The 26,165-nt window shown below is 39.0% G+C and carries 31 protein-coding genes, 2 pseudogenes and 1 riboswitch; of the genes and pseudogenes, 5 read left to right on the top strand and 28 right to left on the bottom strand.

What is annotated here, in order from left to right:
* Positions 1–112: 112 nt before the first annotated feature.
* The 11 genes from NSQ85_RS07450 to NSQ85_RS07400 all read right to left on the bottom strand — a co-directional run bounded on the left by NSQ85_RS07450 (position 113) and on the right by NSQ85_RS07400 (position 8,264).
* Positions 113–826 (bottom strand): energy-coupling factor ABC transporter ATP-binding protein, encoded by a 714-nt coding sequence (locus NSQ85_RS07450; protein WP_179974230.1) that lies wholly within the window; start codon positions 824–826, stop codon positions 113–115.
* Between the two features lies 1 nt (position 827).
* Entirely contained in the window at positions 828–1,607 is a 780-nt protein-coding gene (locus NSQ85_RS07445) for an energy-coupling factor transporter transmembrane component T (RefSeq protein ID WP_011225458.1), read from the bottom strand.
* Positions 1,604–2,581 carry a cobalt transporter CbiM gene (gene cbiM, locus NSQ85_RS07440; RefSeq protein ID WP_002949556.1) on the bottom strand — a complete coding sequence of 326 codons (978 nt, stop codon included), beginning with the start codon at positions 2,579–2,581 and terminating at the stop codon, positions 1,604–1,606. The genes NSQ85_RS07445 and cbiM overlap by 4 nt, the downstream gene beginning before the upstream one ends.
* A gap of 3 nt (positions 2,582–2,584) precedes the next feature.
* Complete coding sequence (locus NSQ85_RS07435; RefSeq protein ID WP_179974229.1) at positions 2,585–3,424, bottom strand: urease accessory protein UreD; 840 nt, start codon at positions 3,422–3,424, stop codon at positions 2,585–2,587.
* Position 3,425: 1 nt separating this feature from the next.
* The gene (gene ureG / locus NSQ85_RS07430) at positions 3,426–4,040 is read right to left on the bottom strand and encodes an urease accessory protein UreG (RefSeq protein WP_002889928.1); all 615 of its coding nucleotides are present in this window, start codon (positions 4,038–4,040) and stop codon (positions 3,426–3,428) included.
* A 28-nt stretch (positions 4,041–4,068) separates the two neighbouring features.
* On the bottom strand, positions 4,069–4,782 hold the full coding sequence (locus NSQ85_RS07425; protein ID WP_002946398.1) for an urease accessory protein UreF: 714 nt from the start codon (positions 4,780–4,782) through the stop codon (positions 4,069–4,071).
* The gene (gene ureE / locus NSQ85_RS07420) at positions 4,772–5,224 is read right to left on the bottom strand and encodes an urease accessory protein UreE (RefSeq protein ID WP_179974228.1); all 453 of its coding nucleotides are present in this window, start codon (positions 5,222–5,224) and stop codon (positions 4,772–4,774) included. Before ureE ends, NSQ85_RS07425 begins: the two co-directional genes overlap by 11 nt.
* Positions 5,225–5,364: 140 nt before the next feature.
* Positions 5,365–7,083, bottom strand: coding sequence for an urease subunit alpha (ureC, locus tag NSQ85_RS07415; protein WP_179974227.1), 1,719 nt, complete (start codon positions 7,081–7,083; stop codon positions 5,365–5,367).
* A 15-nt stretch (positions 7,084–7,098) separates the two neighbouring features.
* Positions 7,099–7,410, bottom strand: coding sequence for an urease subunit beta (locus NSQ85_RS07410; RefSeq protein ID WP_002886559.1), 312 nt, complete (start codon positions 7,408–7,410; stop codon positions 7,099–7,101).
* An 11-nt stretch (positions 7,411–7,421) separates the two neighbouring features.
* Positions 7,422–7,724: an urease subunit gamma gene (locus NSQ85_RS07405; protein WP_179974226.1), complete on the bottom strand. Its 303-nt coding sequence runs from the start codon at positions 7,722–7,724 to the stop codon at positions 7,422–7,424.
* Positions 7,725–7,748: 24 nt separating this feature from the next.
* Positions 7,749–8,264, bottom strand: coding sequence for an AmiS/UreI family transporter (locus NSQ85_RS07400; protein WP_179974225.1), 516 nt, complete (start codon positions 8,262–8,264; stop codon positions 7,749–7,751).
* Positions 8,265–9,263: 999 nt separating this feature from the next.
* Between NSQ85_RS07400 and NSQ85_RS07395 the strand changes: the two genes are divergently transcribed.
* Positions 9,264–9,566 carry a hypothetical protein gene (locus tag NSQ85_RS07395; protein WP_232086872.1) on the top strand — a complete coding sequence of 101 codons (303 nt, stop codon included), beginning with the start codon at positions 9,264–9,266 and terminating at the stop codon, positions 9,564–9,566.
* A complete protein-coding gene (locus tag NSQ85_RS07390; protein WP_232086208.1) occupies positions 9,491–9,838 on the top strand; it encodes a DUF4153 domain-containing protein in 348 nt (115 codons plus the stop codon). The genes NSQ85_RS07395 and NSQ85_RS07390 overlap by 76 nt, the downstream gene beginning before the upstream one ends.
* 220 nt (positions 9,839–10,058) lie before the next feature.
* Here NSQ85_RS07390 and NSQ85_RS07385 read toward each other — a convergent pair whose 3' ends face one another.
* The 5 genes and pseudogenes from NSQ85_RS07385 to NSQ85_RS07365 all read right to left on the bottom strand — a co-directional run bounded on the left by NSQ85_RS07385 (position 10,059) and on the right by NSQ85_RS07365 (position 13,670).
* Entirely contained in the window at positions 10,059–10,370 is a 312-nt protein-coding gene (locus tag NSQ85_RS07385; RefSeq protein ID WP_095559231.1) for a DUF805 domain-containing protein, read from the bottom strand.
* 126 nt (positions 10,371–10,496) lie between these two features.
* Positions 10,497–11,065: pseudogene (locus tag NSQ85_RS07380) on the bottom strand (ATP-binding cassette domain-containing protein).
* Positions 11,066–11,350: 285 nt separating this feature from the next.
* Positions 11,351–11,965 (bottom strand): ABC transporter transmembrane domain-containing protein, encoded by a 615-nt coding sequence (locus tag NSQ85_RS07375; protein WP_179974223.1) that lies wholly within the window; start codon positions 11,963–11,965, stop codon positions 11,351–11,353.
* A 17-nt stretch (positions 11,966–11,982) separates the two neighbouring features.
* Positions 11,983–12,597: a cysteine peptidase family C39 domain-containing protein gene (locus NSQ85_RS07370; protein WP_179974222.1), complete on the bottom strand. Its 615-nt coding sequence runs from the start codon at positions 12,595–12,597 to the stop codon at positions 11,983–11,985.
* A gap of 173 nt (positions 12,598–12,770) precedes the next feature.
* A complete protein-coding gene (locus NSQ85_RS07365) occupies positions 12,771–13,670 on the bottom strand; it encodes a helix-turn-helix domain-containing protein (RefSeq protein WP_179974221.1) in 900 nt (299 codons plus the stop codon).
* 170 nt (positions 13,671–13,840) lie between these two features.
* Here NSQ85_RS07365 and NSQ85_RS07360 point away from each other — a divergent pair, with 170 nt between their 5' ends.
* Entirely contained in the window at positions 13,841–15,016 is a 1,176-nt protein-coding gene (locus tag NSQ85_RS07360; protein ID WP_179972202.1) for an IS256-like element IS1191 family transposase, read from the top strand.
* Between the two features lie 170 nt (positions 15,017–15,186).
* Here the strand turns inward: NSQ85_RS07360 and NSQ85_RS07355 are convergent, their stop codons facing one another.
* The 3 genes from NSQ85_RS07355 to NSQ85_RS07345 form a co-directional block, all read right to left on the bottom strand.
* A complete protein-coding gene (locus NSQ85_RS07355) occupies positions 15,187–15,837 on the bottom strand; it encodes a phosphatase PAP2 family protein (protein ID WP_340781589.1) in 651 nt (216 codons plus the stop codon).
* A 2-nt stretch (positions 15,838–15,839) separates the two neighbouring features.
* Positions 15,840–16,397, bottom strand: a complete 558-nt coding sequence (locus tag NSQ85_RS07350; RefSeq protein ID WP_179972601.1) for an ECF transporter S component — start codon at positions 16,395–16,397, stop codon at positions 15,840–15,842.
* An 81-nt stretch (positions 16,398–16,478) separates the two neighbouring features.
* Positions 16,479–16,601: riboswitch (FMN riboswitch) on the bottom strand.
* A gap of 106 nt (positions 16,602–16,707) precedes the next feature.
* Positions 16,708–17,217 (bottom strand): tRNA (cytidine(34)-2'-O)-methyltransferase, encoded by a 510-nt coding sequence (locus NSQ85_RS07345; RefSeq protein WP_179974219.1) that lies wholly within the window; start codon positions 17,215–17,217, stop codon positions 16,708–16,710.
* A 289-nt stretch (positions 17,218–17,506) separates the two neighbouring features.
* Here NSQ85_RS07345 and trkA point away from each other — a divergent pair, with 289 nt between their 5' ends.
* Positions 17,507–18,853, top strand: a complete 1,347-nt coding sequence (trkA, locus tag NSQ85_RS07340; RefSeq protein WP_340781587.1) for a Trk system potassium transporter TrkA — start codon at positions 17,507–17,509, stop codon at positions 18,851–18,853.
* Positions 18,854–18,859: 6 nt separating this feature from the next.
* Positions 18,860–20,298 (top strand): annotated as a pseudogene (locus tag NSQ85_RS07335) (TrkH family potassium uptake protein).
* 22 nt (positions 20,299–20,320) lie between these two features.
* Here the strand turns inward: NSQ85_RS07335 and yidD are convergent.
* The 9 genes from yidD to racE all read right to left on the bottom strand — a co-directional run bounded on the left by yidD (position 20,321) and on the right by racE (position 26,153).
* Positions 20,321–20,569 carry a membrane protein insertion efficiency factor YidD gene (yidD, locus tag NSQ85_RS07330; protein WP_179974217.1) on the bottom strand — a complete coding sequence of 83 codons (249 nt, stop codon included), beginning with the start codon at positions 20,567–20,569 and terminating at the stop codon, positions 20,321–20,323.
* Positions 20,566–21,294: a pseudouridine synthase gene (locus NSQ85_RS07325; RefSeq protein WP_179974216.1), complete on the bottom strand. Its 729-nt coding sequence runs from the start codon at positions 21,292–21,294 to the stop codon at positions 20,566–20,568. The genes yidD and NSQ85_RS07325 overlap by 4 nt, the downstream gene beginning before the upstream one ends.
* A gap of 92 nt (positions 21,295–21,386) precedes the next feature.
* Positions 21,387–21,968, bottom strand: coding sequence for an SMC-Scp complex subunit ScpB (gene scpB / locus NSQ85_RS07320; protein WP_179974215.1), 582 nt, complete (start codon positions 21,966–21,968; stop codon positions 21,387–21,389).
* Positions 21,961–22,674, bottom strand: a complete 714-nt coding sequence (locus NSQ85_RS07315; RefSeq protein ID WP_179974214.1) for a segregation/condensation protein A — start codon at positions 22,672–22,674, stop codon at positions 21,961–21,963. Before NSQ85_RS07315 ends, scpB begins: the two co-directional genes overlap by 8 nt.
* Positions 22,674–23,435 carry a site-specific tyrosine recombinase XerD gene (gene xerD, locus NSQ85_RS07310; protein ID WP_014607947.1) on the bottom strand — a complete coding sequence of 254 codons (762 nt, stop codon included), beginning with the start codon at positions 23,433–23,435 and terminating at the stop codon, positions 22,674–22,676. The genes NSQ85_RS07315 and xerD overlap by 1 nt, the downstream gene beginning before the upstream one ends.
* Positions 23,389–23,871 (bottom strand): cyclic-di-AMP-binding protein CbpB, encoded by a 483-nt coding sequence (cbpB, locus tag NSQ85_RS07305; protein WP_179974213.1) that lies wholly within the window; start codon positions 23,869–23,871, stop codon positions 23,389–23,391. The genes xerD and cbpB overlap by 47 nt, the downstream gene beginning before the upstream one ends.
* Entirely contained in the window at positions 23,868–24,389 is a 522-nt protein-coding gene (locus NSQ85_RS07300) for a metallophosphoesterase (RefSeq protein ID WP_179974212.1), read from the bottom strand. Before NSQ85_RS07300 ends, cbpB begins: the two co-directional genes overlap by 4 nt.
* Positions 24,371–25,345, bottom strand: coding sequence for a nucleoside-triphosphate diphosphatase (locus NSQ85_RS07295; RefSeq protein ID WP_340781580.1), 975 nt, complete (start codon positions 25,343–25,345; stop codon positions 24,371–24,373). The genes NSQ85_RS07300 and NSQ85_RS07295 overlap by 19 nt, the downstream gene beginning before the upstream one ends.
* Positions 25,338–26,153, bottom strand: a complete 816-nt coding sequence (gene racE, locus NSQ85_RS07290; protein ID WP_179972594.1) for a glutamate racemase — start codon at positions 26,151–26,153, stop codon at positions 25,338–25,340. Before racE ends, NSQ85_RS07295 begins: the two co-directional genes overlap by 8 nt.
* Positions 26,154–26,165 lie beyond the last annotated feature (12 nt).

Raw genomic sequence — 26,165 nt, 5'->3', positions numbered from 1 at the left:
AAACATAATCAAGGTGATAAGAAAATTCTATCACTCCAAAGTATCATTTGTTTGACAAAGAAAAAAGATAGAAAACCAATATCGATTTTCTACCCTATTAATCATTTAATCATTAATAATGTGACAAACGCTCAATTACTTGCTGGTTACTGAGCACTTCCTGGGCAGGAAAGAAATCAGCTTTGCCGTCTTCAAAAAGAAGAACATCAGCCTTTTCGTGATGAAGATGCTTAAAGTGATGAGCAGACATGATAATGGTTTTCCCAGCTGAATGAAGCTCATGTAGAAGTTCCCTAAAAAATTCCTCATATTCTTTAGAAAGATTATTGAAGGGTTCATCAAGAATATACACATCTGGATTAGTTACCATGATACTGGCAAAAGCCACTTTCTTCTTTTCTCCACCAGACAGTTGATAGGGAACGCGATCTCTTAAATCTTCAATTTTAAGCAGGGATAGCGTGTCTTGAACGCGCTGTGACACTTCTTCGGTAAGACCTAGCTGACGTGGACCAAAAGCAATCTCATCATAGACAGTACTATTAAATAACTGACTATCCACATCCTGAAAGAGGATTCCGAGGCGACTATAAAAATCTCGTTTTTGACGTTTGCCCTTCAGCCATTCTTTGAGGTCCTTCCCTAAGAAAAGAATGCGACCAGATTCTTCCTGCTTGAAGCCAGTTAATAAACTGATAAGACTTGATTTCCCAGTCCCATTTTCCCCCATCAACATCACATATTGTCCTTGTCTAATCTCCAAATCAAGACCAGTAAAGACCTTTTTTTGTTCATAGGCACAGGCCACTTGTTTCAATTGAAACATCTCATCCTCCTAACATAATCTGTCCTAAAATCACTGCTACTAGACCTATCAAAGCCAGCCAGTCCTTCCATGTGAATGACTGTGATGACTTGACATACTCACCAACAAAGCAACGTGCTTCCATGGCTTGAGTCAGTTCCTCACCATAGCGTATAGCTTTAAGGTATAAAATTCCCCAGATATTACTTCCAATCCGGAAACGATGGTTGCCGCCAAAGCTTCGTGCTTCAATCCCTTTGAGCAAATCCATTAATTGTTTTCCAAAGACATCGATATATTTTATGGTGATATCTAACTGGAGCAGAACAAGATCAGGAAAATGCAACCCTTTTAATGCCACTAGCATCTCACTTATTGTACTTGTCTCTGAATAATAAGCAATGGCTACGGCAATCAAAGGAAGTCTAAAAAGAAAGAGCGATTGACCTCCGCTAAGTAAGAGATGCGGTAGATAAAGAACTAAAGGGAAGATCAACAACACTACAGTTTTTTTCAAAGTTCTTACTAAAACAGAATGCGGTAAAAAAGCCACGCCAGCTCCTAAAAACAAGGCTACAATCCACAAAACTATGAGATTTCGGCTAATTCCCACTAAAACAAGTAAGAAAAAGAGAAGTAAAACCTTAGCTGTTGGATGAAAGACTGATGCTACTTTTAAAGGATGCGTTTCAAACTTTTGAAGAAGAGCTTCCAGATGGTGACGATTCCGGATAAGAAAGTTATTTCTACCGACTTTAGTGACTACTGGGCGCTCTTCCGACATCCAATCTGGCAGAATCATTTTTCAATCTTTCTACCGAAAATCAAGCGATAGAGGATGAAGAAAATCAAAACAGCAGAGGCAGCACTCAGGATATAACCCAAAACTTCTGGAATGCCTGCGATACTATAATCTGGGAAAAGGGCATTGAATGAAAAACCATTCAACATTCCTTTTGGCGCTTGGGCTTCCACATGGTAATGAGACAATTTTTCTACCAACTCTTTGACATCCCATTCTGCAAAAGCTGTTCCCGTCGCCAATAAACCAAGTGGCGTTAGGATAATTAAGGCTAGGATAAAGAGCAATAAAGGACGTAGTTTTTTAGTCGTTATTTCCTGAGTATTATCAATATTCAAACGTTCAATGAATTCTTGAACACCGGCTGTGAAAAATCCTTCTACCAAGCCGATAAGCAGGTGAGTCAAGCCCATTACTGGAAGCGTCACTCTCAAAGGGTATGGATTGTAAAGCGGATTACCACTGCTATCTTTAAAGAGAATCGGTTGAATTCCTAGTAAAACCGCAACAGTCAGGGCCGCAACTACAATTCCAATATAACCTCCAAAAAAGCTAGCAATTATCCTATTCTTTGTCCACTTATTCAAGAGTTTATAAACAGCATAACCCACAAATGGCATGACAACAGCCATACAAAAGGCATTCGCACCAAAGGCCAAAATCCCACCATCACCAAATAGCAAAGCCTGCATAGCTAGAGCCACACTAACTGCTAAACAGGAGGCCCAAGGTCCTAACAATATAGCAATTAGCACTGCCCCAACAGCATGGGCACTCGTTCCACCTGGGGCTGGAAGATTAAACATCATGATAAGGAAGGACAAGGAAGTCCCGATTCCCAACATAGGAATCGTTTTTTTATCAGTGTTAACCTTTACCTTCACTTCCTTGACAGCCTTATACCAAATAGGCAACATAACTGCCCCCATTGCCGCACAAGTCATAGGGCTTAGGTAATTTTCAGGAATATGCATTTTTTATCTCCTCATATCATTTTTTCTCAAATTCAAAGGGGTTAATCCATGTATTTCTTGTCTAAAATAGTCTGCACAAGAATAAATGATGCGACGATTATCCTCAGCAGTTTTTCCTAAGATACGTAACACCAAACCTGAGATATTTAAGGATGAAATGGCAAAATAAGACTCAAGATTTAGCCCTTCTAAGTACTTCTGCAAAGCCTTAACAAAAGCCTCGTCAATATTTGGGGACACCATTACCAAGCTATTGTAATTACGCCATCCTTCAAAATAACCAAGTTTAAACATATCTTGTTTCTCAGGCTCTAAGAGAGTCTGATCGCTATAAACAAGCTCATTATCTTGGTAAATTTGTGTCAAATTACGAAAATAATGGTATTGAAACGGTAAATCCTCATGAGACCAACCTGCCGTTACACCATCTGAATAAATCAAGTGGGCAGACTTATCCATATCAATACGACTTGTTTGGAAATAGCGTGATTTTAAATATGGAATAACTTCATCAGCCATGTACTCCAAATAACTATTTTCTTCAAGTGTGATAGACGTATTCTGTTGTGTCAACTGTCCTTTCTCACACTTGTAAACATAGGTAGGTGTTTGAGATGTCACCAAGGCATGAGCATCTTTATTAACATCAATGGTCACTTGATACTGCTCACCCTCGACAAAGCCCCCACCCATATTAATGAGGAAATAGTAAGGAACGCCATTGGCATCTGAATTATCTGCCGATACTCGAGAGTTACCTTCTTGATATTTCTTGTGGGAAATTGTACGACCATTTCGATTTGAAAATCCAAGATGGACAAAACCATCGTAAACTTGTGTCATCTTACAAGTCCTCTAGTAGGAAATTCTTACGAATCCATTCTTCTACTTCCTTAACATTGTCATCATTATTCAAATTTGTGAAAATGAAAGAATCTTCGTTACGGAAATGAAGGGTATCTTCACGCATACGATCTAGGTTGGCTCCAACATAAGGTGCAAGGTCAGTCTTATTGATCAAGAACAAATCACTCTTAATCATCCCTTGACCAGCCTTACGTGGGATTTTTTCACCCTGAGCAACGTCAATAATATAAATGGTAAAATCAACCAAATCAGGGCTGAAGGTCGCAGCCAAGTTGTCTCCACCACTTTCAAGGAAGATAACATCCAAATCATGGTTAAAGCGCTCTTGAAGAGTTTCAATCGCTTCAAAGTTCATAGAGGCATCCTCACGAATCGCAGTATGAGGACATCCACCAGTTTCTACACCAATGATACGGTCTTCGTCTAAGCTTGAATTTTTAGCCAAGAAAAGGGCATCTTCTTTTGTATAGATATCGTTAGTAATAACTGCTAAATTTAAGTCAGACATACGTCGTGTAAGACGCTCAAGCAAAAGGGTTTTACCTGAACCAACAGGTCCACCAACTCCAATAATTACAGTACGTTTTGTCATTGTTTTTCCTCTCAACCTTGTTGATATTTTAGGACATGAATAGGCGAAATACCTGTGTTTCATGTTTCATCTGAGCTAATTCAAGACCAGGCGTATTGGCCCCAAGGTAGGACGCATCCAATTCTTGAATTTCTTGTGTCATTTTTTCTAATTGCGAAAAGCTACGTAAAACAATCTCCTGTCCAGCAAACTGTCCAAGGGGAATGGCACGCACAGCATTTTGAACCATCGTCGAAATCACGCTATAACCATAAAGTGCTATGGCTTCATTACATCCCAAGCCCTTGTTAAACACATAGAGCGCAAAGACAATAGCTGGATTGCCGAAGGCCACACCCTTACGTATTTTAGACTGATAGTCATCCAATACTGGAATAGCATGAAGCCTTTGAATGAGTCGAAGCATTTGTTTAGCAATCATTTTAGTCCCCTGTCTTGTTTCACGCGCTTGCGTCGAAACTGTCAAGACCTTATCATAATACCAAACCTGGTCTATGTTATCTGTAACCATAGCATCATAAACCAGTTTGATTACAAGACCTTCACCATATTTAAACTGACTGGCTAAATAGGCTTCTTGCCACTCTTCGTAACCTTTATCATCTGTTACAGTGTCTTCACGCAGATAATTTTCCATCCCAAATGAGTGGTTAAATGATCCAATTGGAAAGGTTGAATCGACAATTTGCACAATTTCAAGATAATCTTGCAAAGACACATTAGCAAAGGGATTAATGTTCATGGGCAGTTAAATTCACATGGCGTAGGGGTTTATCAAGGACCACTTCTTCAATCGTGTAGGCAATCTCTTTTTGAGTCAAGACTTGCTCTACAACTGGGTCAACCTCTAAATAAATCTTGGCATCTTTCACCTCAATCGGTTTATGAGTATTCCCAAGAATGTGAGCTGTGATTCCCATTTCATCCATATCTTTAGGTGAGATGACAATCAAATTCTGTGACTCAACACCAATAGCTAGGACATGGTGATCATCGATAAAAAAGGCAGATCCATTTTGCAATTTTTGTCCCTTATCAAGACGAATACCAAATTCATTCCCATGATCACTCTTCACACGAATAATTTTTTTGTTAAGATCGTCACTCGAAAGAATGACTGTTTCAATATGGTATTTGTCCACATCAATATCCTTAACAAGAGCATCTACTTTTGTAAAAATCATACTTTTTCCTTTTCTATTACATTTTAAAAGTCTAGCATCAGACTCATATAGCAATCTAATAAAGTGCTAAAAATGTTATGGCTGTAAAATACAAAAGAGGTTGGAGGAAAAAATCCAGCCTCATGTATATAGCGTTTTCCTTAGAACAAGAAATAACGTTGAGACAATGATGTCGTATGGATTGGCTCACAAGTAACCAACTCATCATCAATAAAGACATCAAAGGTCTGTGGATCGATACGGATTGTTTTTGGAGCGTAGTCATTAAGCTTCATATCACGCTTAGTCAAGTTACGCGTATTCTTAACAGGAAGAACAATCTTATTCAAACCAATTTCTTCTTTGATACCGTGATCATAAGCATATTGAGAGACAAATGTAATATTTGTTTTATGAACCGCTTGACCATAAGCACCATATAATTTACGCATGATACGTGGTTGAGGTGTTGGAAGACTTGAGCCAGCGTCACCCATAACACCATAAGTTAACATACCACCCTTAAGCACCAACTTAGGTTTTGCACCAAATTGTGCTGGTTCCCAGATAACCAAATCTGCAAATTTACCAACTTCTACAGAACCGATATAGTCTGCAATACCATTGGTGATGGCAGGGTTAATTGTATATTTAGCCACGTAACGTTTAATACGGTTATTATCGTTAAACTCTGAATCTCCTTCAAGTGGACCACGCTGAGCCTTCATCTTATCAGCTAGTTGCCAACAACGCATTACTACTTCACCGACACGTCCCATTGCCATGGCGTCTGAAGTCATGATACTAAGGGCTCCCATATCGTGAAGAACATCTTCTGCAGCCACAGTTTGTTTACGAACACGTGATTCGGCAAAAGATACGTCTTCTGGGATTTTTGGATCCAAGTGGTGACAAACCATAACCATATCTAACAACTCACCAATAGCATTTGTGGTATATGGGTTAGTTGGGTTAGTTGATGATGGCAAAATATTTTCCTTACCTGCAAAAACCATAATATCTGGAGCGTGCCCACCACCAGAACCTTCGGTATGGAAGGTATGAACGGTACGACCTTGGAAAGATTCCAAAGTATTTTCCATAAATCCACCCTCATTCAAAGAGTCGGTGTGGACCGCAAAAGAAACATCGTATTTATCCGCAACTTTAAGGGAATTATCAATTCCTGCGTAAGTCGCACCCCAGTCCTCGTGTGTCTTAATTCCTGCTGCACCAGCTTTAATTTGCTCTTCAACCACTTCAGTCTCAGAACCAACACCTTTGGCAAGGAAACCAAAGTTAGCAGGCATATCATCAACAGCTTGCAACATACGAGTAATATGGAATTTACCAGGTGTACATGTTGTTGCATTACTACCGTCAGCGGGACCAGTACCACCACCAAAGAGGGTCGTAATTCCATTATCCAAACCAAATTCAGGAAGGTCAGCAGAAATATAATGTACGTGGAGGTCAATACCACCAGCAGTCACAATCAAACCTTCTGCAGCAATGGCTTCTGTACTAGCACCCACAACAAAGTCCACATTGTCCATTGTATCTGGGTTACCACCGCGACCAATAGCAACAATCTTACCATCACGAATACCGATATCTGCTTTAACAATACCTGTATAGTCAATGATGGTTGCACCTGTAATAATGGTATCAACAACTGATGGATTGTCACGTGTTTCCGTAGCACTAACACCCATACCATCACGCAAAACTTTACCGCCACCGAACTTAGATTCCTGTCCATAAACAGTAAAGTCTTTTTCAATGGCAGCAAAAAGATTGGTATCTCCAAGACGTACGCTATCCCCTACAGTTGGTCCATAGTGTTGAGCATACTCTTCACGATCCATTTTAAAACTCATCGATTTGTCCTCTTTCTAGTCTAAGAAACCATTGACCTTGTTATTGAAACCAAAAATACGACGTTTCCCTCCAAAGTCAATAAGTTGTACTGTTTTCGTTTCACCTGGCTCAAAACGAATGGCTGTACCTGCTGGAATATCTAGACGTTTGCCTCGCGCCTTTTCACGATCAAATTGAAGACCAGCTTCGTTTGCTTCATAAAAATGGTAGTGAGAACCCACTTGAGCAGCACGGTCACCCACATTTTTCACTTCAAGACTAATGGCTTCGTAACCACCGTTATAATCAATTGGCTCACTCGCCACATGGTATTCACCTGGAATCATTACATTTCTCCTTACTGAATAGGATCATGAACAGTAACCAGTTTTGTACTGTCCGTAAAAGTAGCTTCAACTTGAATCATTGGAATCATTTCTGCAATACCTTCCATAACATCTTCACGTGTTAAGAGATTGCGAGCTTCATCCATCAATTGGGCAACAGTTTTACCTTCTCTTGCACCTTCAAGCACATATTCAGTGATTAAAGCAACTGCTTCTGGATGATTCAATTTGATTCCTTTGTCTTTACGTCGTTGAGCAATCATAGCCGCAAGGCTAATCATCATTTTTTCCTGCTCGCGCATTGTCAATTGCATCGTTTTTCCTCCTTAAATCAATGCTTACCACTTGCCCCAAAGCATCAAAAGCCCTGGAATCCAAGCTGTTACAATTCCTTCAAAAATAGCTAGGTAAGGGACAAATTTCCCTAGATTCTTCTTAAGATTAATTTCAATAAAGGCAGTTAGCCATAGGACACCCCACAAGAACCAAATAATACCATACCAAGCATTACCACCGTATCCAGATGTTAAGCAAAGAATCCCTGCTGGTAGCGTATTAATTGCCACAAATAAACTAAACCACCCATACAAACGTTGATCAAAATCGAAAATCGTATTGATTGCTGAGTAAAGATAGGTGAAAGCAAATAAAAGACCAGTAGCGCTACCATAAAACCATTCAGCACCTTGCCCTGTACAAGCTCCGTAAGCAACGACAATAATGTTGAGAATCAAACCCAGACCACCCGTAAAGATATTCATGACAACATTTGATTTATCAGGAATACCCTCTAAACGATGGAGTCCATTACTCATCAAAACCATACCAACATAGAGTAGGATGACACCTAACATAAGAACCTCCTAAGTTTTTTTATGTTAATATCATACTATTTTGAAAACACATGTCAACGAATTTTCAGAAATTTTGCAACATTTAGATAGCAGTCAATCTAACATATAGTGTCAAAAAATGACATCACCTTTGGTGATCCTCGATAGAAGTCCTTTGCTCAATCCCAGATAAACAAACAGTTAATCTCTAAAAAACTATCTTTAGCATTTGACAGTTTCTGACAATATATCCCGTACAATCTATCATTCAATGTGAGCATAATATTTTTTACTCACCTATTTTTCCAACTCATTCTCCAGACCTAAGTCCATAGACCTATTTTTAGTAATTTTACAATTGGGTGACAAAATTGAACATTTTTTATAATAAAGTCTTTTTTGGACTAACATCCAAAAGGAGAATTATGATGGAAACAAATAACTATACTACTAATTTACAGCTAGTCTCCCAGGAATAGCCCGACGAAAAGACTAGTCTTCAAACCAAAACCAAGAAACTCTTGGAATATTTTTCACCAAAAGACATTTGGAAAATTAAGGGACTGATTGTCGCCTGTCTCGTGGCCTGCTTCCTATATGTCACTTATTTGACCCATTTTTCCTTTGCCTTTCCAGCAATCGTTGTCTTGATAAGTACGATTGAACTGGGTTGTCGTCTATTAGGTGGAAAAGCAAAGGGAATGCGACTTGAATCGGCAATACTTATGGTCACTAGTCTACTACAAGGTTTACAAATTAGTCTTTGGGGTCTGCACGACAACTGGGAGAGCGCTTAGATTCTTTGCCTTCATGCGAGTATCCTCCTTTACTTAATAGCACGTACTGGACAAAGTAGTCAAGACCGTTTGGGAATTATGGTTTGGCTAGACCTCATTATACACTAGCTGCATCTTCCCACTGAAATATTTCTTTATCAGAGCCTGGACACTACTCTATAAAACAGCACCTAAACAAGAGCTCTCTGAAGAAGAAAAACACGCAGTTCAGAACCACAAATGGATGATTCTCATTAGTATCATGATTGCCTTGATACTGACGGTATTCGCTGCTAGTCAGCTTAGTCAGGTCTTGCCTGCTTTCGGACAACTTTGGCAACAGTTCTTCCATACACTTGCTACTCTACTTGATTTCACTGTCACCTTCAAGGATAACGGATTATTATTCTCTCGTTTAATAACCAGTATCCCTATGGCTCAGGACTTTTTGCTCAACTTATTGCAACCTATTTGGCAAAAGAAAAGCCACTTAGTCAAAAACGATTTGAAGGCCGTCTTAAAACAACCCGTCAGTTTCCAAAAGTAGCAGCTTATATCGTACTCAGAAGCCTCTGCCTTACTTATGCCCTATTCATATTAACTGCCACTAGTCAAATGGGAGAACTCCTTTCTCTCAACCAAGTCAACATTCCAGCCCATCAAGCCTCACATATTGCTGTTCAGGGCTTCTGGCAATTAGTTCGAGTCTCTACCCTTAACTTGGGAATCCTAGCTGGACTTTACATTTTTTCTAAAGAAAACTTCTTCACCCACAAGGGGCCTCCGTTTGTTGAGTACCCTACTCTTTACTTTTGCTAGCCTCTTTGCCCTTATCGCCGGCTGGAAACTCTTTGGCGTTTATATAGCACTCTATGGTGTAACGCCACGTCGCTTACTATCAGGTTGGTTTGTCACAGTACTCTTTATTTGGTGTGTCCTAACACTTATTAGACTTTAGAAACCTATCCAGGCGACCCGTCTCGCTGTATTTTATGCAACTATCAGCTTCACCCTCGTTAGCCTCTTAGGTAGCTTTATTTTAGGCGTACATTACCCAAAGAGCTACCGTTAAAGGAGTTGCCTTTAAAACAATCCAAGCAACATTAAAATCAGCATTGCGTAAACGACGAATCTGAATTGCAATTGTAGGAAGTGCCGTTGCTGCTATAAATAGAATGAAATCCGTCAATGTAAATCCAGCAGCTTTTGTTTGCCCAAGCAAGTACATCAGTAGGAAAACCAAGCTACCGATAACGCCATTAAGCAGGACAACCCACCAATAGTCTAATCGTTTTGTACGACCATAAAAATCGAGATAGTCTAACCAAAAATTTTTATATGCCTCTAACATGTTTACACCTCTTAATAGTATGCCCCCAGTATACTACATAAAGAAGGCGGCTGCAAGATTTGAATTTTTAGATTTCTTAATTTTTCTATATAAATATGAAGATGATTTTAAATTAGGAAGATGATTTTAAATGAACTGGAATGGATTGAAGTTGGGACTAGCTGCTTCAAGCTTCCCATTTGCCATAGTTACTACACGACTGACATGTTGGTAGACACTGCTACGATGAGCAATGAAAATCATTGTTCGTGTCAGTTCAGAAAGATTGCCCATTACTCTACTTTCAGTTTCCCTGTCCAGACCACTTGTAGCTTCATCAAAAATCAAGATTGGTTGATTGGACAAGAGAGCCCTTGCTATAGCTAATCTTTGTTTTTGACCGCCAGACAGACCTCCGTCTTCAGATACTTTGGTCTGAAAACCTAGGGGCATCTTTTGAATATCAGCCAAAATATCGACTTGTTCACAGACTTTCAGAATAAGATGCTCATCAACTTCTCCTTCAAGGCCTAACAATAGATTTTCTAATATTGTTCCCGTAAACACATGGTCTGTTGTGGAACATAGGTCACCAACTGGCGCAACTCCGCTTGGCTAATAGAAGCTTTATCTAGGATTACATGACCACTAGATTTTGTGTAATAACCTGACAAAATCTTCGCTAAAGTCGTTTTCCCAGAACTACTCTGACCCATGAGGGCGATTTTCTCTCCCTTATTAATGGTCAAATCAATATTATGAAGTGTCTCTTGTTGGTATCTGAAACGATGACTAACACCTTTTAAGTCTAATTGTTTAAAGGATAAATCTTTGAGTTGACCTTTTTCTTCCTTATTCACAACATAAACTTCTTGAAGACAATTATTGGCTACCTTGGCTTGCTGAATCTTAGATTGAAGATTGATAATATTAATTAAAGGAGTCGTAAAATAATTAGACAACATACTATAGGTAATCAACTGACCAGCAGATAGTTGCCCTTACATAACCAATTGTGCCCCATACCATAAGATAAAGACATTGGAAACTAACTGAACCTCTGTTTTTAAGCCATACTGAGTTAATTTCCACTTGACCTTAGACAAAGATTTCTTCAAGTAGTCATGGAATTTCACCTCAATTTCTTGGTAACCTCTCTCTTCAACTCTTAAAGATTTTAAAGTTTCAACACCACGTAAATCGTCAATAATAACAGTATTGACCTGACTATTTGCCTCCATTAATTGATAATTTCCCTTCTCAAAAAGCTTATAAAAGGCCAGAATAATCAAACCATAAAGAGGAACTACAGTTAAGGTCATCAAAAAAAGAGAACGGTTTTGTAAAATAAGGGCCACAGCTAAAGTTATCACAATGGTCACATCTAGGAAAATCGATAAGATTGTTGAAGCTAGAGCATCGATAATGGTGTTGGCATCTCCAAAACGTGACATGATTTCACCAGTACGACGTGAACCGAAGAAACTAATAGGCAAAGAAAGGACATATTTAATATAAGGAATGATAACAGAAATGGAAAAGTAATTACCCAATCGATGTAGAAGATAATCTTTGAAAAAAGTGAAGACTTGTTGGGCTAGATAGGCGATGCACAAACCGAGAGAAATCACAATCAGAAGAGAATAGTCTTTTCTTGAGGAATCAAGCGGTCTATAATAGACTGCAAATAATAAGAACCAATAATATTAACAAAGGTCACCAGAAAGCTCAGCAAGACGATGACTGCTATCAAACTTTTACGACGAAATAAAATTGGTAAAAACGAAAGAAGACCAGGTACCTCTTCCTTATATTTAATGTAGTTTTCTCCTGGTTCAAAAAATAGAGCAACCCTTGTCCATTCCTTGTCAAAATCCTCTAGGGACAGTTTAATGACCTTCTTGCTAGGATCTGGATCACCAATTACAACCTGCCCCTTGTCCTTACCAAATAATGTATAATAATGTTGAATACCACCATCCTTAATCACATGTACAATAAAAGGAGAAGATAGGTTTCCTTGTTTAAACAAGTCTAAATCTGCACGAATGGCCTGAGTTTCAAACCCCAACTGCTTGCCCGCTTCAACCAAACCAAGCGCAGAAGTTCCTTCACGAGAAGTCTGAGCTAACTCCTCCCGCAAATAAGCCAAGATATAGGATGAACCATAGTGCTTGAGAATCATAGCTAAGGCAGCTACCCCACAATCACGCTGATCAACCTGTGAAATATATGGACATTTTGGCATGATAGCTCCTTATTAAAGACATCCTGCAAAATAAGGCAAGATAGCAATAAGTAGTGAAAATAGTACAAATATTTTCAGGGTTTTCAAAATATAACTCCTTTTAACTATTATTTATATTTCTATAGTACACATTTAACCCTAAAAAAGTAGTGACATTTATGTCACCACCATTTCTATAAACCATCTGCCAATTTTCCTGCCTTTATACTTTCCTCTAAAACCGAGTCTTCCAAAACGGAAGCAAACATTATGGCCTTATCATAATTCTCTGCAGCCTCTTTCTTGTTTTCTTTATGCAGAAGTTCATATTTAGCCTTAAGTACAAAAACACTAGGCTTGTAGCTATATAATTGTGATTTTTCTATGACAGCTAAGGCCTTATCCACAACTGTTAAGAAGTCTGAGAAGGAATTGTGAAAAATCTTTAAAGCAGCAATAGCCATCAAATCATTAAATAAAACAATATTGTAAACATCATCTGTCCAAATTTCCTGATTTAATACTCTCTTTATAATTCTTTCAAATAGTTTTTTGTCATACTGTTTTCTCCCATAAAGATGAAAGAAATAATAGTCAATGACTAATAAATCGTTAGTTGAGAATTTCCTCTTCCTTTTGACTTGTTCAAACAAGTCTTCATATATCTCCTCAACTTTTGGACTCTCCTGCCAGCTAGTAAAACTCAATATATTTTCGAGAATGTCTAGAGTTAATAATTCTTCTTCTGGAAGAATATCAAAAAATTTCTCATAGACTTCCTCAATCAAAGTAAGTTTAGACTTTATTCTGTCAGGGTTTCTGTACGTTGGAAACTTAATCAAACGATTCTTCATTTCATAATATTCGTCAGGAATGGTAATATTGTCTTGATCCAATAACTCTGTCATACTTTTTCCTAAACGTTTAGCAATATACGATAATCTATCTAAAGACGGGAGAGACTCCCCCTTTTCAATACGAATTAACTGGCGAACAGTCAATTCCGCACCATCTAAACATAGCACTTCACGTGACATCTGTTGGCGTTCACGCTCAGTTTTGATTCTTAGTCCAATGCTGTCTTTTATGTTCAAGAGAATCTCCTTTATATCAAAACTTTAAAAATATTATATCACAATTGTAATATATTTAATATACAGTTAATGCATTTTTAAGGTAGTGTAAAATAAGTTGTGTAAACACAAAAAGGAATAAATCCGTTATAGTAGAGTTGCAAAACATTACTAGAAAGAGATTTATTCCTATGACTCAGTTTACCACAGAACTACTTAACTTCCTAGCCCAAAAGCAAGATATTGATGAATTTTTCCGTACTTCTCTTGAAACAGCTATGAATGATCTGCTTCAAGCAGAGTTATCAGCCTTTTTAGGGTATGAACCTTACGATAAATTAGGCTATAATTCTGGGAATAGTCGTAACGGAAGCTATGCACGGAAATTCGAAACCAAATATGGGACTGTTCAGTTGAGTATTCCTAGAGATCGTAATGGGAACTTTAGTCCAGCTTTGCTTCCCGCTTATGGACGTCGAGATGACCACTTGGAAGAGATGGTTATCAAACTCTATCAAACCGGTGTAACGACTCGAGAAATTAGTGATATCATCGAGCGAATGTATGGTCATCACTATAGTCCTGCCACAATTTCTAATATCTCAAAAGCAACTCAGGAGAATGTCGCTACTTTTCATGAGCGAAGCTTAGAAGCCAATTACTCTGTTTTATTTCTTGACGGAACCTATCTTCCCTTAAGACGTGGAACCGTTAGTAAAGAATGTATTCATATCGCACTTGGCATTACACCAGAAGGACAGAAGGCTGTTCTTGGATATGAAATCGCCCCAAATGAAAACAATGCTTCTTGGTCCACCCTGTTAGACAAGCTTCAAAACCAAGGAATCCAACAGGTTTCTCTTGTAGTGACCGATGGCTTCAAGGGGCTTGAAGAGATTATCAATCAGGCTTACCCATTAGCTAAACAACAACGTTGCTTAATTCATATTAGTCGAAATCTAGCTAGTAAAGTGAAACGAGCAGATAGAGCGGTTATTCTGGAGCAATTTAAAACGATTTATCGTGCTGAAAATTTAGAAATGGCAGTGCAAGCTTTAGAGAACTTTATCTCCGAATGGAAACCAAAGTATAGGAAAGTCATGGAAAGTCTGGAGAATACGGATAATCTTTTAACTTTTTATCAGTTTCCCTACCAGATTTGGCATAGCATTTATTCGACAAACCTCATTGAGTCTCTTAACAAAGAGATCAAACGTCAAACGAAAAAGAAGATTCTTTTTCCTAACGAGGAGGCTCTGGGACGTTATTTAGTTACCCTGTTTGAAGATTATAATTTCAAGCAAAATCAACGCATCCATAAAGGGTTTGGCCAATGTGCTGACACACTTGAAAGCTTATTTGATTAACATTCTTCAACTCTACTTGAGTGTTTACACATAATTATTGACAGTATCATTTTTAACAGAATATTAGTCTTAAATACTATATTTTTATACATTAATAACAAAATAATGTTTTTTATAAGATAAGTCTTGATTAATCAACAAAAAAATGCAGTTTAGAACTGCATATTGTTTTATTTCTGTTTGCTTTGAAATCGCCATTCAAAGCGAATACGGTCATAAATTGGATAGACAGCATTAAGTAAGCCAAACGCTAGGGTAAAGCCAGCTAAAACATCTGTTGGATAATGAACACCCACATAAATACGCGACAGTCCAACAAGAGCAATCAGAAGGCCAGTAATACCATAAACTGCTACTTGGGATTTTTTTTTCTCCATACGCTGAGCAAGGACAATAGCAATAGCTCCAAGAATCATAAATGTCCCTAAAGAATGGCCACTAGGAAAAGAGTAGCCTCCCGCATGTAACAAATGCGTAATTGATGGGCGAGGACGCTGATAAATGTACTTCAGACTTACAATCATAACACTAGCGATAACTCCACTGGTACCTACAAAGATAGCTTCTGATTTATACTGACGTAAATAAAGCCAGATTACTGCTACAATTGCAATAATAGTCTGGACCGGCGTGTTTCCAAGAATGGTAATTATTTTAAAGAAGCGTGTCAGTCCTGCTGGTAAGTCTCCTCGAACCCTAGTTTGTATGCTGCTATCAAATTCTGTCAAGGCTTCAGGGTAGAACTTAACCATGTAACCGAGAGTAACAAATAACAAAAAGGCAAAGGAAGCGTAAATATAATGTGTGTATTTGTGTTTCATATTTATAATTTTACTAGTATAGACTTAAGTGGGGCATAAATAAGAGCAAAAGCTACTGAAAAAATCAAGCCTTCCAGTAAGTTAAAAGGTACTACCATAGCGAAAAGGTATTTATAGAGACCTATGAATTGCGCAATATCAAAGTTAGCAAATTTAGCATAGAGTGGTACTGCATAAATGTAATTAAGAACAACCATGGCAACTGTAAGCAAAATCGTTCCTAAAACAGAACCAAGAATATAATTCTTGGTTGTTTGATTTTTCTTCCAAAAATAACTTAGGCCCCAAACAAAGACTCCTAGAGCAACAAAATTCATAGGAAGCCCAATCAATGATCCTGGGCCACCATTGTTTAGTAAGAGCTTTAACAATGAACGAAGCAAGAGAACACCAATAGCACTCTTAAAATCAAAGATAACCAAGGCGATAAGAACAGGAAGGATTGAAAAATCAACCTTCAAAAAGTCTACTGCTGGAATCAATGGAAATGAAAAATAAAGCAACAAGAATGAAACTGCAGATAAAATGGCAATGTAAGCCAATTTACGTGTGTTTGTCATAAAAAAATTCCTCCAAATTTTAACAATTTGAAAGAAGTTCCCAATGTATTTGCCTATGCCAAAAAAAGCCTACGCAAAAAGACTGGTCTTCTTCCATCCAGACTATACTGTCGGTTGAGGAATTACACCTCATCAGCTTGCGCTCGCGGACTTATCCAAAGAATCACCGCCGGTCGGGAGTTTCACCCTGCCCTGAAGACCCTTTAAGGATAACATAAAAAAACCTTGGTGACAAGGTTCTTAATTTATGGATTTCTAGTTTATTGATAGTCAATAACTATACTTATTCTTTTAAGACAACATGAAGTATCTATTTTAATTTATCATGATGGTAGTGGTGACTCAGCTCCAACCCCTCAAACTGCTGCTGACGAAGAGCTTCATAGACAATCATGCAAACCGTATTTGAGACATTAAGACTACGGACATGTTCATCATTCATAGGAATACGAATAGCTTTTTCAGGATGCTCACGCATAAAGTCCTCAGGTAGGCCTGTATCCTCACGACCAAACATAAAATAGTGATCCTCACCATCAGCATAGGCCTCTTCTGAATATGTCTTATCCGCAAACTTCGTTACTAGATGCAAACGACCAGCATGATTTTTAGACATAAAATCAGCCAAATTGTCATAATAAGTGATGTCAAGCTTATCCCAATAGTCCAGGCCTGCTCGCTTCATCTTCTTGTCATCAATTGGAAACCCCATAGGTCGAATGATGTGGAGGGGGCTATTGGTTGCTGCGCAGGTACGCGCAATATTTCCAGTGTTTTGTGGAATACGGGGTTCAAACAAGACAATATGATTACGTGACATCTGACTTCTCCTAGACATAAAAAATGCCATGTCGCCCGGAGTCAAGCTCAGCAGACGACATGGTTGTGGACATTCATTAGCTTAAATCATGACAGGTTAGATTTAAAATAGTGAATGGTTGAGTATATTTTAGCACTTTAGCTGTAAAAGTCAACACTATTAGTAGAAAAAAAATTAATATTTTTAACTTCATCACCTTTTTTACAGGAATAACCTATAAAGCTGGCTGAAAAGGATGATTTTTCGGCCAACATAAGGTATCATAGTAATGATTATTTGGAGGTAATTCATGCGTATTATTGTCGTAGGTGCTGGTAAAGTCGGTACAGCACTCTGTCGTTCTCTTGTTGATGAGAAGCACGACGTCATTTTAATTGAAGAAAAGGAAGAGGTCCTCAAACGCATCAGTAAACGCTACGATGTTATGGGCTTTGCTGGAAATGGGGCAAATTTCAAGATTTTGGAACAAGCCGAGGTTAACAACTGCGATGTCTTTATCGCCATGACTGATAAAGATGAAGTAAACATGATATCAGCAGTTCTGGCAAAACAAATGGGTGCAAAAGAAACTATCGTTCGTGTACGTAACCCAGAATATTCTAATACTTATTTCAAAGACAAAAACTTCCTCGGATTCTCATTAGTAGTTAACCCTGAACTTTTAACAGCTCGCTATATTGCCAATACCGTTGAATTTCCAAACGCTCTATCAGTTGAAACCTTTGCTAATGGACAGGTTATCCTTATGGCATTTAGGGTCACTGAAACGAGCCGATTGTCCGGTATGACAATGGAACAATTTCGTAAGAAATTCGGTAACATCTTGGTTTGTACGATTGATCGTCAAGGCGACCTCACCATTCCAGACGGGAATGCTACCATGCAAGCTGGGGATAAGATCTATGTAACTGGGAAACGTGTTGACATGGCACTTTTCCACAGTTATATTAAACCAAAAAGCATCAAAAAACTTTTGTTGATTGGTGCTGGACGTATCTCCTACTACTTACTAAATATCTTGAAAAACAACCGTATTAAGGTCAAATTGATTGAACAGAAAATGGACCGTGCGCAAACCTTTAGTCAAGTATTCCCTGAAGTTTCCGTTATCTTAGGGGATGGTACTGCTAAAAACCTTCTTCTTGAAGAGAGCGCAGCTAGTTATGATGCTGTTGCTACTCTAACTGGAGTAGATGAGGAAAATATAATAACCTCTATGTTCCTTGAAAGTCTTGGTATCCATAAAAATATTACCAAGGTCAACCGTACCAGTCTTTTAGAGATTGTCGACACACGTGAGACAACAATTGTCACTCCTAAGAGTATTGCTGTTGATACCGTTATGCACTTTGTTCGTGGTCGCTATAACGCCAAAGATTCTAGTCTTGACGCGCTTCACCACGTAGCTAATGGCCGTATCGAGACCCTACAATTCCAAATTAAGGAAAACAATAAAATCGCTGGGAAGAAACTTTCTGAACTTAAATTCGCTCATGGTGTGCTTATTGCTGCTATCATCCATAATGGAAAAGCCATATTCCCAACTGGAGAAGATAAATTGGCAATTGGTGATAAAATCGTGGTCGTTACTCTCTTGCAAAACGTAACCCACATTTACGACTTATTGAAGAGGTAAGCTGCCATGAATCGATCTATTGTCCGTTTTCTTATTTCTAAACTGCTCCTCATTGAAGCTGGACTCTTAGTTGTACCTCTTATCGTGGCTCTTATTTATCAAGAAGACGCCAAGGTATTTGCCAGCATTTTGGGGACTATGGCGATCCTCCTTTTTATCGGAGTGCTTGGTACTCTCTTTAAACCTAAGAACTACCGCATTTACACCAAAGAAGGAATGCTCATTGTAGCCCTCTGTTGGGTACTTTGGTCCTTCTTTGGGGGATTACCGTTTGTTTTTGCCGGGCAAATCCCAAGTGTCATCGATGCCTTCTTCGAAATGAGCTCAGGTTTCACAACTACAGGGGCTACTATTCTCACAGATACTGGGGTCTTGACCCATTCTCTCCTCTTCTGGCGAAGCTTCGCTCACCTAATTGGAGGGATGGGGGTGCTGGTCTTTGCTCTAGCCATAATGAACAACAGTAAAAATGGTCATCATGAGGTTATGCGTGCAGAGGTGCCTGGTCCAGTCTTTGGTAAGGTCGTTGCCAAGCTCAAAAATACAGCTCAGATTTTGTACATCATCTATCTGGGCATGTTTGTGATCTTTGCTATGATTCTATGGATTTGTGGCATGCCACTCTTCGATAGTATTGTCATTGCGATGGGAGGTGCTGGTACCGGTGGATTTGCAGTCTATAATGACTCTATTGCCCACTATAACAGCGATTTAATTACTTATGTGGTTACAGTTGGTACCCTACTATTTGGCGTTAACTTCAACTTGTACTTCTATATCCTGCTTCGCAAAATCAGATTCTTCTTCCAAGATGAAGAGCTACGTACCTATCTTACGATTGTTGCGGTATCAACAAGTTTAATTATCCTCAATATTTTTGGAATTTACCACAGTTTAGCTAACTCGTTTAAATACTCATTCTTTGAAGTGTCAACGATTATCACAACGACGGGATTTGGCCTAACAGATATTACCAAATGGCCACTATTTTCTCAGTACATCCTGCTTCTCCTGATGTTTATCGGGGGATCAGCGGGTTCTACAGCTGGTGGCTTCAAGGTTATCCGTGCTATGATTATTGCTAAAATTGTACGTAATCAGACCTTAGCTAGCCTCTATCCTAACCGTGTCCTATCTCTACACATTAATGGAAGTGTTCTTGATAAAGAAACACAGCATAGCGTTCTTAAATATTTGGCTGTATATGTGTTGATCATACTAAGTCTAGTTACAATCCTGTCCTTGGATAATCAAAATTTCTTGATTGTGACAAGTGCTGCTGCTTCAACATTTAACAATATTGGACCTTTACTTGGAACAACTGATGCTTCGCTATTTTTAGTCCTTTGTCTAAGCTAATCATGGGATTTGCTATGATTGCTGGACGTTTGGAAATCTATCCTTTATTGCTCCTATTCCTACCAAAAACATGGTCAAAAATTTAAGCATAAAAAAGCTCCCTTGGATTCAATTGTCCAAGGGAGTTTTTTTACGTTTTAGGCTAAAATAATCTGGTACTGGGTCGTCACCAGTCTCTGATAGGGGATGGCATCTTAAGATACGGGCGATTCCCATAAGAACTCCCTTTAAACCATGTTTTTCTATTGCTTGAATCATATAGACTGAGCAAGTTGGACGAAAACGACAAGACGGTGGAAACAGGGGAGAAATCCATCTCTGATAAGCCTTTACTAACGCAATCAGAAACTTCTTCATCCTTTAACCTTGTTAACAGCAATGTTATGAAGCTGACTAATTTCTTTTTTGTTTAGACGGCGTGACTCTCCTGGACGTAGTCCTGTCAAATCTAGGGTACCAAAACGGGTACGTGACAACTTATCAACAATCAAACCTACTGATTCAAACATTTTCTTAACCTGATGGTTTCGCCCTTCATGAATCGTCAACTCGACGACTGATCGGTTCTTTTCATGATCCACCTTGATAATATTGTAATGGGCCGGCTGAGTTTTTTTACCATCAATCACCACACCACGAGTCAAAGGACGAAGATTTTCCTTAGTCGCAATACCTTTAACACGCGCCAAATAAACCTTATCAATCTCATTACGTGGGTGAATCATTTTATCGGTAAAGTCACCATCATTTGTTAAAATAAGAAGGCCAGTCGTATCCCAATCAAGACGACCAACAGGATAGATACGTTCCTTAACGTGGGGCATTAGATCAATAACTGTCTTACGATTTTTCTCATCAGATACTGAAGAAATAACCCCACGTGGTTTATTAAGAAGGTAGTATACCTTTTCTTCATTATAAATTGGACTTCCATTTACCTCGACAATGTCGCCATTTTTGACAATTGTTGCCAATTCCATAACGGTCTTACCGTTTAAAGTCACACGGCCTTCTTTAATCAATTCCTCAGCTTTACGACGACTAGCCACACCAGCGTGGGCGATATATTTATTAATTCGCATTCTTTTTTCTACAGCTTCAGCTGTATCCTTTCTACCTAGCATTTCCGCTATGTTTCTTAATTTTTAATGATTAGTTTCAACAAGGTTTACTCTTAATTGTCCAAATCCTCAAGATCTTCTGGAGCATCCTCCCTAAATAGGCTCGTTTCTTGCTCTTCAAGTTCTAGTTGATCAATGGCCACAAGTTCGTCTAAACTGTTAATTCCTATATAATCCAAGAAATAATCAGTTGTCACATATAGGTTGGGACGACCCACAGCATCCTTTTTACCAGCCTCTCGAATGAGATCAAGAGCCTGAAGCTTGGCAATAGCGCCGCTGGAATTGACACCTCGAATGTCATCAACTTCAGCGCGAGTAATGGGCTGTTTATAAGCAACTATAGAAAGTACCTCGAGACTCGCTCGGGATAGACTTTGGTTGATTGGGGTTTTGGAATAGTCACGCAGAAGACTTGCAAAATCAGGCTTAGTCACGATCTTATAGGTATTTGACGATTCCAATAAACAAAGTGCCGTGTCCTCATCTGCCTCATACTTGGCTTGCAATTTTTCTAAGGACTGAGTCAGTCCCGTCACTGGCATTTCTAAGAGCTGTGCCATAGTCCTTAGACTAAGACCATCTTCACCAGCTACAAAAAGTAGGGCTTCTAATCGTGCTAAGTGACTACTCATTCGTCCATTCCTTTCTTAGAGTGATTGTTCCAAAAATTGTTTCCTGCTGTACCGAGATTCGATGTATCTTAATTAATTCAAGAGTTGCCAAAAAGAGTGTAATCACATGATTCATATCCTTAGCATCTGTAAAAAGCTCATCTAAAAACAATTTATTTTTCGCACTAAAGGCCTCCTCAATGATTAACATCATGTCTCCAATCTTATAATCATCACGTGCAATAGTCGTGTGACTTTGACGAATTTCTTCTTGCTTTTCAGCCATGATTTTTGAAAAAGCCAAGAAAATATCTTGAATCGTCTTATCCTGATTCAGCGTCACATCTTCATAAACTAATTCTACTTTTGGTTTTGAAAAATACTGAGCTCGCACTTCATGCTTCTTAGCCAACTCTTGACTAGCTGCTTTGAAGTGTGCATATTCTTCTAGCTGACTCAAAAGCTCTAGTTCTGGATCATCCGCTTCAGGCTCAGCCTCTACAACTGTCGGCAATAGTTTTCGACTCTTAATCAACATGAGCTGGCTAGCCATAAGCATATATTCCCCAGCAACCTCTAGCTTCATAGCTTGCAAGGTCGCCAAATAAGACAAGTATTGCTCGATGACCTCAACAATGGGAACATCGTAAATATCTACTTCATACTTAGAAACCAGATGGAGCAACAAATCTAGTGGCCCCTCAAAATCTTTTAACTTAATATCCATTAGGTTTTATAGTATTTCTCCAAGGTCACTGGACTTTTTAGCCCAAGTAAACGAGCAAGTTCAAAGGCGCCCGTTCCCTTTTCAATCTGTCTAAGAATATATTGCTGGCGCAAGACTTGGGCAGTTACCCCCGATAAGCCGCATCCACCAACATAAGATTGAATCTGCTTATACAGCCACTGACGGGTAAAAGCCTTACTCAAAATCAATCCCTGACTATTGTCATTTCTAATCCTAAATAAGAGCTCTTTCAAAGCTCCATCCAGTCTGAGAACACGCTTAGTACTTCCCTTAGCCACGGTTACAACACCAAAATCCAAGTCGATATCTTCCCATTTCAGCTCCAAGATTTCCGAAGGTAAGAGTCCTAACTCTAGAATAAACAGACAAGCCAGTTTACCGGGCCCTTCTTGTCCCTCATAGAGTGACGACAAATCAAATCTTTCTAACTCTTCTTGCTGAGAAGGGAGTGGTGCAGTCTCTGACAGTTTAAAAAACTCCTCTAGCTCACCCTTTTGATAAAGATAAAGCAAAAACTGATTAACAGCCGAGCGCTTGCGTTTTTGCACAGAAGGCTTCCACTCCTTGAGTTGATTTTCATAAAGCTTGAGACTGGTTTGATCTACTCGTCCTGGAAGACAGTTTACGAACTGCTTAAGATCATAAGCGTAAGCTTGTTTTGAGCTATCAGAAATGGTCTTCCTAGCTAGAAAATCAGTAATCTGAGTTGTCAGTTGTTTTTGGAATGATGATATAGTCATGTGTAAAGTCATGTAAGAGGCTATTAACTGCCTTGAGAATTGATTTTCGTGTAATAATCCCTTTAAAAATACCTTGGCTGTCAACTACTGCAAGGAAAGGATTATCAACAAGCTTATGCATTACCTCACTCAGATTAGCATCATCTTTCACTGTTGCCACAACATCTGAAGTCATCGGTCCGATATCGCGATTAACCATCTCCCACTCTTGCAAGTTATGTTCATCTTGGTAACGCTTGATATCCGCCAAAGATACTGTCCCAAGATAATGCTTGTCCTTAGTCAAAACGGGCACACGTGAATAACCATTGCTTGTCAAAAGCAGAACCACGTGATCAGCGTTATGGCTATCAATAAAAATAGTAACTTGATCTGATGGGATCAAATAGTTGTCTAAATGAGCCAACAAAAAATCTTCAAATTCTTTAGCAATCATCGTTCAAATTCCTGTGTAAGTTCTGAATAAAGTTCATGGTCACGTGTGTAATACTCCACACGAATCTTTGCATCGTTTATAATCACCTTAGCATAGAGTTTCTCATGGATTGGGCCACGTGGCTGTGAAATAGAACCTGGATTGATATACACTGTCTTACCATTTCGCCAAGTTGCTGCCACATGTAAATGCCCATATAGACAGAGATCAGCATCCTCTTGTTGTGCCCAAAGATCCAACTTGTCCCAGGTAAAATTAATCCCAAAGAGATGACCATGCGTTTGTGCAATAATCACATCACCAAGTTTCACGACCAAACGTTCTGGATAACCTGAATCATAGTCACAGTTACCACGAACCACATGGATACCTTCCCAAACAGAATCACTTGATTCTAACTCAGAATCTCCATTATGGAAAATGGCATCTACCTTCCCTTGATAACGTTTTTTTATTTCTACTAAAATATCACGTTCTCCATGGGAGTCGCTCATTACGATTATTGTTTGTTCTGCCATGCTGGGAATACCTCCATAAGTTTCTTAACAGCTTGTCCACGGTGAGATTGTTCATTTTTCTCCTCTGTAGAAAGCTCTGCTGCTGTCCTACCCGTATTACCAACTAAGAAAAGGGGATCATAACCAAAACCATTGTCACCTTTAGGTTCTCGGCCAATATAACCTTTCCAGTCTGCTTCAACAACCAAACTATCACGTCCAGGTGCTGCAACAACTAAGGTTGTATGGAACTGGGCAGAGCGTTTGCTATTATCAAGTACCATGGCAAGTTCATGCAGTAACTTAGCATTATTTTCAGCATCGGTAGCTTCTGGACCCGCAAAACGAGCAGACCACACACCCGGCAAACCTCCAAGAACATCTACCTGCAAACCTGAATCATCTGAAAGAACCATCTTCCCAGTTAATTTCGAAATAGTTTCCGCCTTCAAGCGTGCATTTTCTTCAAAGGTCATACCAGTTTCAGAAACCTCAGGAAGATCTGGATAATCATTAAGATTTTCTACCTTAATACCAAGCTTTCCAAAGAGTTTCCGAAACTCCTTGGTTTTTCCTTCGTTGCGTGTCGCAATCAACAAAACATCACCAAAGTCTGATTTATTGTCAGAACCAAAGAAATCATCCAAGCATATACCTTCTCTAGGTACGTGGACATAGAGAAGCTTATCCCCTTCACTTACAAGCAAAGTTCCTTGATGTTGCGTAACAACCAAGTCTCGACCAAGCTCCTCTTTCAAACAATCCAAGATAAAAGACACTAAGCGAAGATCCGATGAGTGTTTAACAACATGTAACTGAAAACCACTAACAGCCAAGGTGTTAGTCAAGCCCTGAAAAAAGTCAACATATTGTTCATAGGCCTCATCATCACCAAAACATGTCAAGTGATTATAGCTTCCAAAACTAGCCAAGTACCAGTCTTGATCATCCTTATATTCAAAAATTGATTTAGTCATTTTCTAACTCCTTATCCAAATCTACATGTTGGACAGTAACTTCCTCACCCAGCCACTGCTCAGCAATTTCTTTAAAACCAAGCACACTAGCTGTGGTGTAGTATTCTTCCGTCTTGTCTTCGACCTCACGACTACGGTTAATTTCAAAGTAATTGAGCAAGACAGAAACATCACGAACAGTTTCAGCTCCGCTATCAATTAATTTGACACTTGGCCCCATAACATTCTGAATAATCGGGCGTAAAAGTGGGTAGTGGGTGCAACCCAAAACCAAGGTATCTACCCTATCAACTAAAGGAGCCATGCTTTCATAGACAATCTTTTTAGCCACACTTGAATTAATTTCATTTGATTCAACAATTGGGGCAAAACGGGGACAGGATAAACTCAGGACATTTATTTGTGGCGCCAGACGCTTAATTTTTTGCTCATAGATATTAGACGAAATTGTCATAGGAGTACCAATGACACCAATTTGACCAGACCGACTAGACTTAATGGCAGCACTAGAACCAGGCAAAACCACACCTAGTACTGGAATGTCTAAAGCCTCTTTAATTTCCTCCCAAACCACTGCTGTCGCCGTATTGCAAGCAATAACAATCATCTTTACGTCTTTAGTCAGGAGAAATTTAACCAACTGCCAGGTATACTCTCTGATTTGTCCTGCTGGTCTAGGGCCATATGGAGCCCTAGCAGAATCACCAATATAAACAATGGACTCGTGAGGCAACTGACGTTTAAGTTCACGTACTACCGTCAGGCCTCCGACACCAGAATCCAAAAATCCTATAGGTCGATTATCCATCTTGTCTCCTTA

This window comes from Streptococcus sp. FSL L8-0526 (assembly GCF_038007145.1).
Taxonomy (GTDB): domain Bacteria; phylum Bacillota; class Bacilli; order Lactobacillales; family Streptococcaceae; genus Streptococcus; species Streptococcus thermophilus.
Note: the sequence above shows the minus strand (reverse complement) of the source record. Positions and strands in the feature narration are given on the sequence as shown.

Coding starts and splice junctions, on each gene's coding strand:
- NSQ85_RS07450 (WP_179974230.1), bottom strand. CDS start 826: ATGTTTCAATTGAAACAAGTGGCCTGTGCCTATGAACAAAAAAAGGTC.
- NSQ85_RS07445 (WP_011225458.1), bottom strand. CDS start 1,607: ATGATTCTGCCAGATTGGATGTCGGAAGAGCGCCCAGTAGTCACTAAA.
- cbiM (WP_002949556.1), bottom strand. CDS start 2,581: ATGCATATTCCTGAAAATTACCTAAGCCCTATGACTTGTGCGGCAATG.
- NSQ85_RS07435 (WP_179974229.1), bottom strand. CDS start 3,424: ATGACACAAGTTTACGATGGTTTTGTCCATCTTGGATTTTCAAATCGA.
- ureG (WP_002889928.1), bottom strand. CDS start 4,040: ATGACAAAACGTACTGTAATTATTGGAGTTGGTGGACCTGTTGGTTCA.
- NSQ85_RS07425 (WP_002946398.1), bottom strand. CDS start 4,782: ATGAACATTAATCCCTTTGCTAATGTGTCTTTGCAAGATTATCTTGAA.
- ureE (WP_179974228.1), bottom strand. CDS start 5,224: ATGATTTTTACAAAAGTAGATGCTCTTGTTAAGGATATTGATGTGGAC.
- ureC (WP_179974227.1), bottom strand. CDS start 7,083: ATGAGTTTTAAAATGGATCGTGAAGAGTATGCTCAACACTATGGACCA.
- NSQ85_RS07410 (WP_002886559.1), bottom strand. CDS start 7,410: ATGATTCCAGGTGAATACCATGTGGCGAGTGAGCCAATTGATTATAAC.
- NSQ85_RS07405 (WP_179974226.1), bottom strand. CDS start 7,724: ATGCAATTGACAATGCGCGAGCAGGAAAAAATGATGATTAGCCTTGCG.
- NSQ85_RS07400 (WP_179974225.1), bottom strand. CDS start 8,264: ATGTTAGGTGTCATCCTACTCTATGTTGGTATGGTTTTGATGAGTAAT.
- NSQ85_RS07395 (WP_232086872.1), top strand. CDS start 9,264: ATGATTCTCATTAGTATCATGATTGCCTTGATACTGACGGTATTCGCT.
- NSQ85_RS07385 (WP_095559231.1), bottom strand. CDS start 10,370: ATGTTAGAGGCATATAAAAATTTTTGGTTAGACTATCTCGATTTTTAT.
- NSQ85_RS07370 (WP_179974222.1), bottom strand. CDS start 12,597: ATGCCAAAATGTCCATATATTTCACAGGTTGATCAGCGTGATTGTGGG.
- NSQ85_RS07360 (WP_179972202.1), top strand. CDS start 13,841: ATGACTCAGTTTACCACAGAACTACTTAACTTCCTAGCCCAAAAGCAA.
- NSQ85_RS07355 (WP_340781589.1), bottom strand. CDS start 15,837: ATGAAACACAAATACACACATTATATTTACGCTTCCTTTGCCTTTTTG.
- NSQ85_RS07350 (WP_179972601.1), bottom strand. CDS start 16,397: ATGACAAACACACGTAAATTGGCTTACATTGCCATTTTATCTGCAGTT.
- NSQ85_RS07345 (WP_179974219.1), bottom strand. CDS start 17,217: ATGTCACGTAATCATATTGTCTTGTTTGAACCCCGTATTCCACAAAAC.
- trkA (WP_340781587.1), top strand. CDS start 17,507: ATGCGTATTATTGTCGTAGGTGCTGGTAAAGTCGGTACAGCACTCTGT.
- yidD (WP_179974217.1), bottom strand. CDS start 20,569: ATGAAGAAGTTTCTGATTGCGTTAGTAAAGGCTTATCAGAGATGGATT.
- NSQ85_RS07325 (WP_179974216.1), bottom strand. CDS start 21,294: ATGCGAATTAATAAATATATCGCCCACGCTGGTGTGGCTAGTCGTCGT.
- scpB (WP_179974215.1), bottom strand. CDS start 21,968: ATGAGTAGTCACTTAGCACGATTAGAAGCCCTACTTTTTGTAGCTGGT.
- NSQ85_RS07315 (WP_179974214.1), bottom strand. CDS start 22,674: ATGGATATTAAGTTAAAAGATTTTGAGGGGCCACTAGATTTGTTGCTC.
- xerD (WP_014607947.1), bottom strand. CDS start 23,435: ATGACTATATCATCATTCCAAAAACAACTGACAACTCAGATTACTGAT.
- cbpB (WP_179974213.1), bottom strand. CDS start 23,871: ATGATTGCTAAAGAATTTGAAGATTTTTTGTTGGCTCATTTAGACAAC.
- NSQ85_RS07300 (WP_179974212.1), bottom strand. CDS start 24,389: ATGGCAGAACAAACAATAATCGTAATGAGCGACTCCCATGGAGAACGT.
- NSQ85_RS07295 (WP_340781580.1), bottom strand. CDS start 25,345: ATGACTAAATCAATTTTTGAATATAAGGATGATCAAGACTGGTACTTG.
- racE (WP_179972594.1), bottom strand. CDS start 26,153: ATGGATAATCGACCTATAGGATTTTTGGATTCTGGTGTCGGAGGCCTG.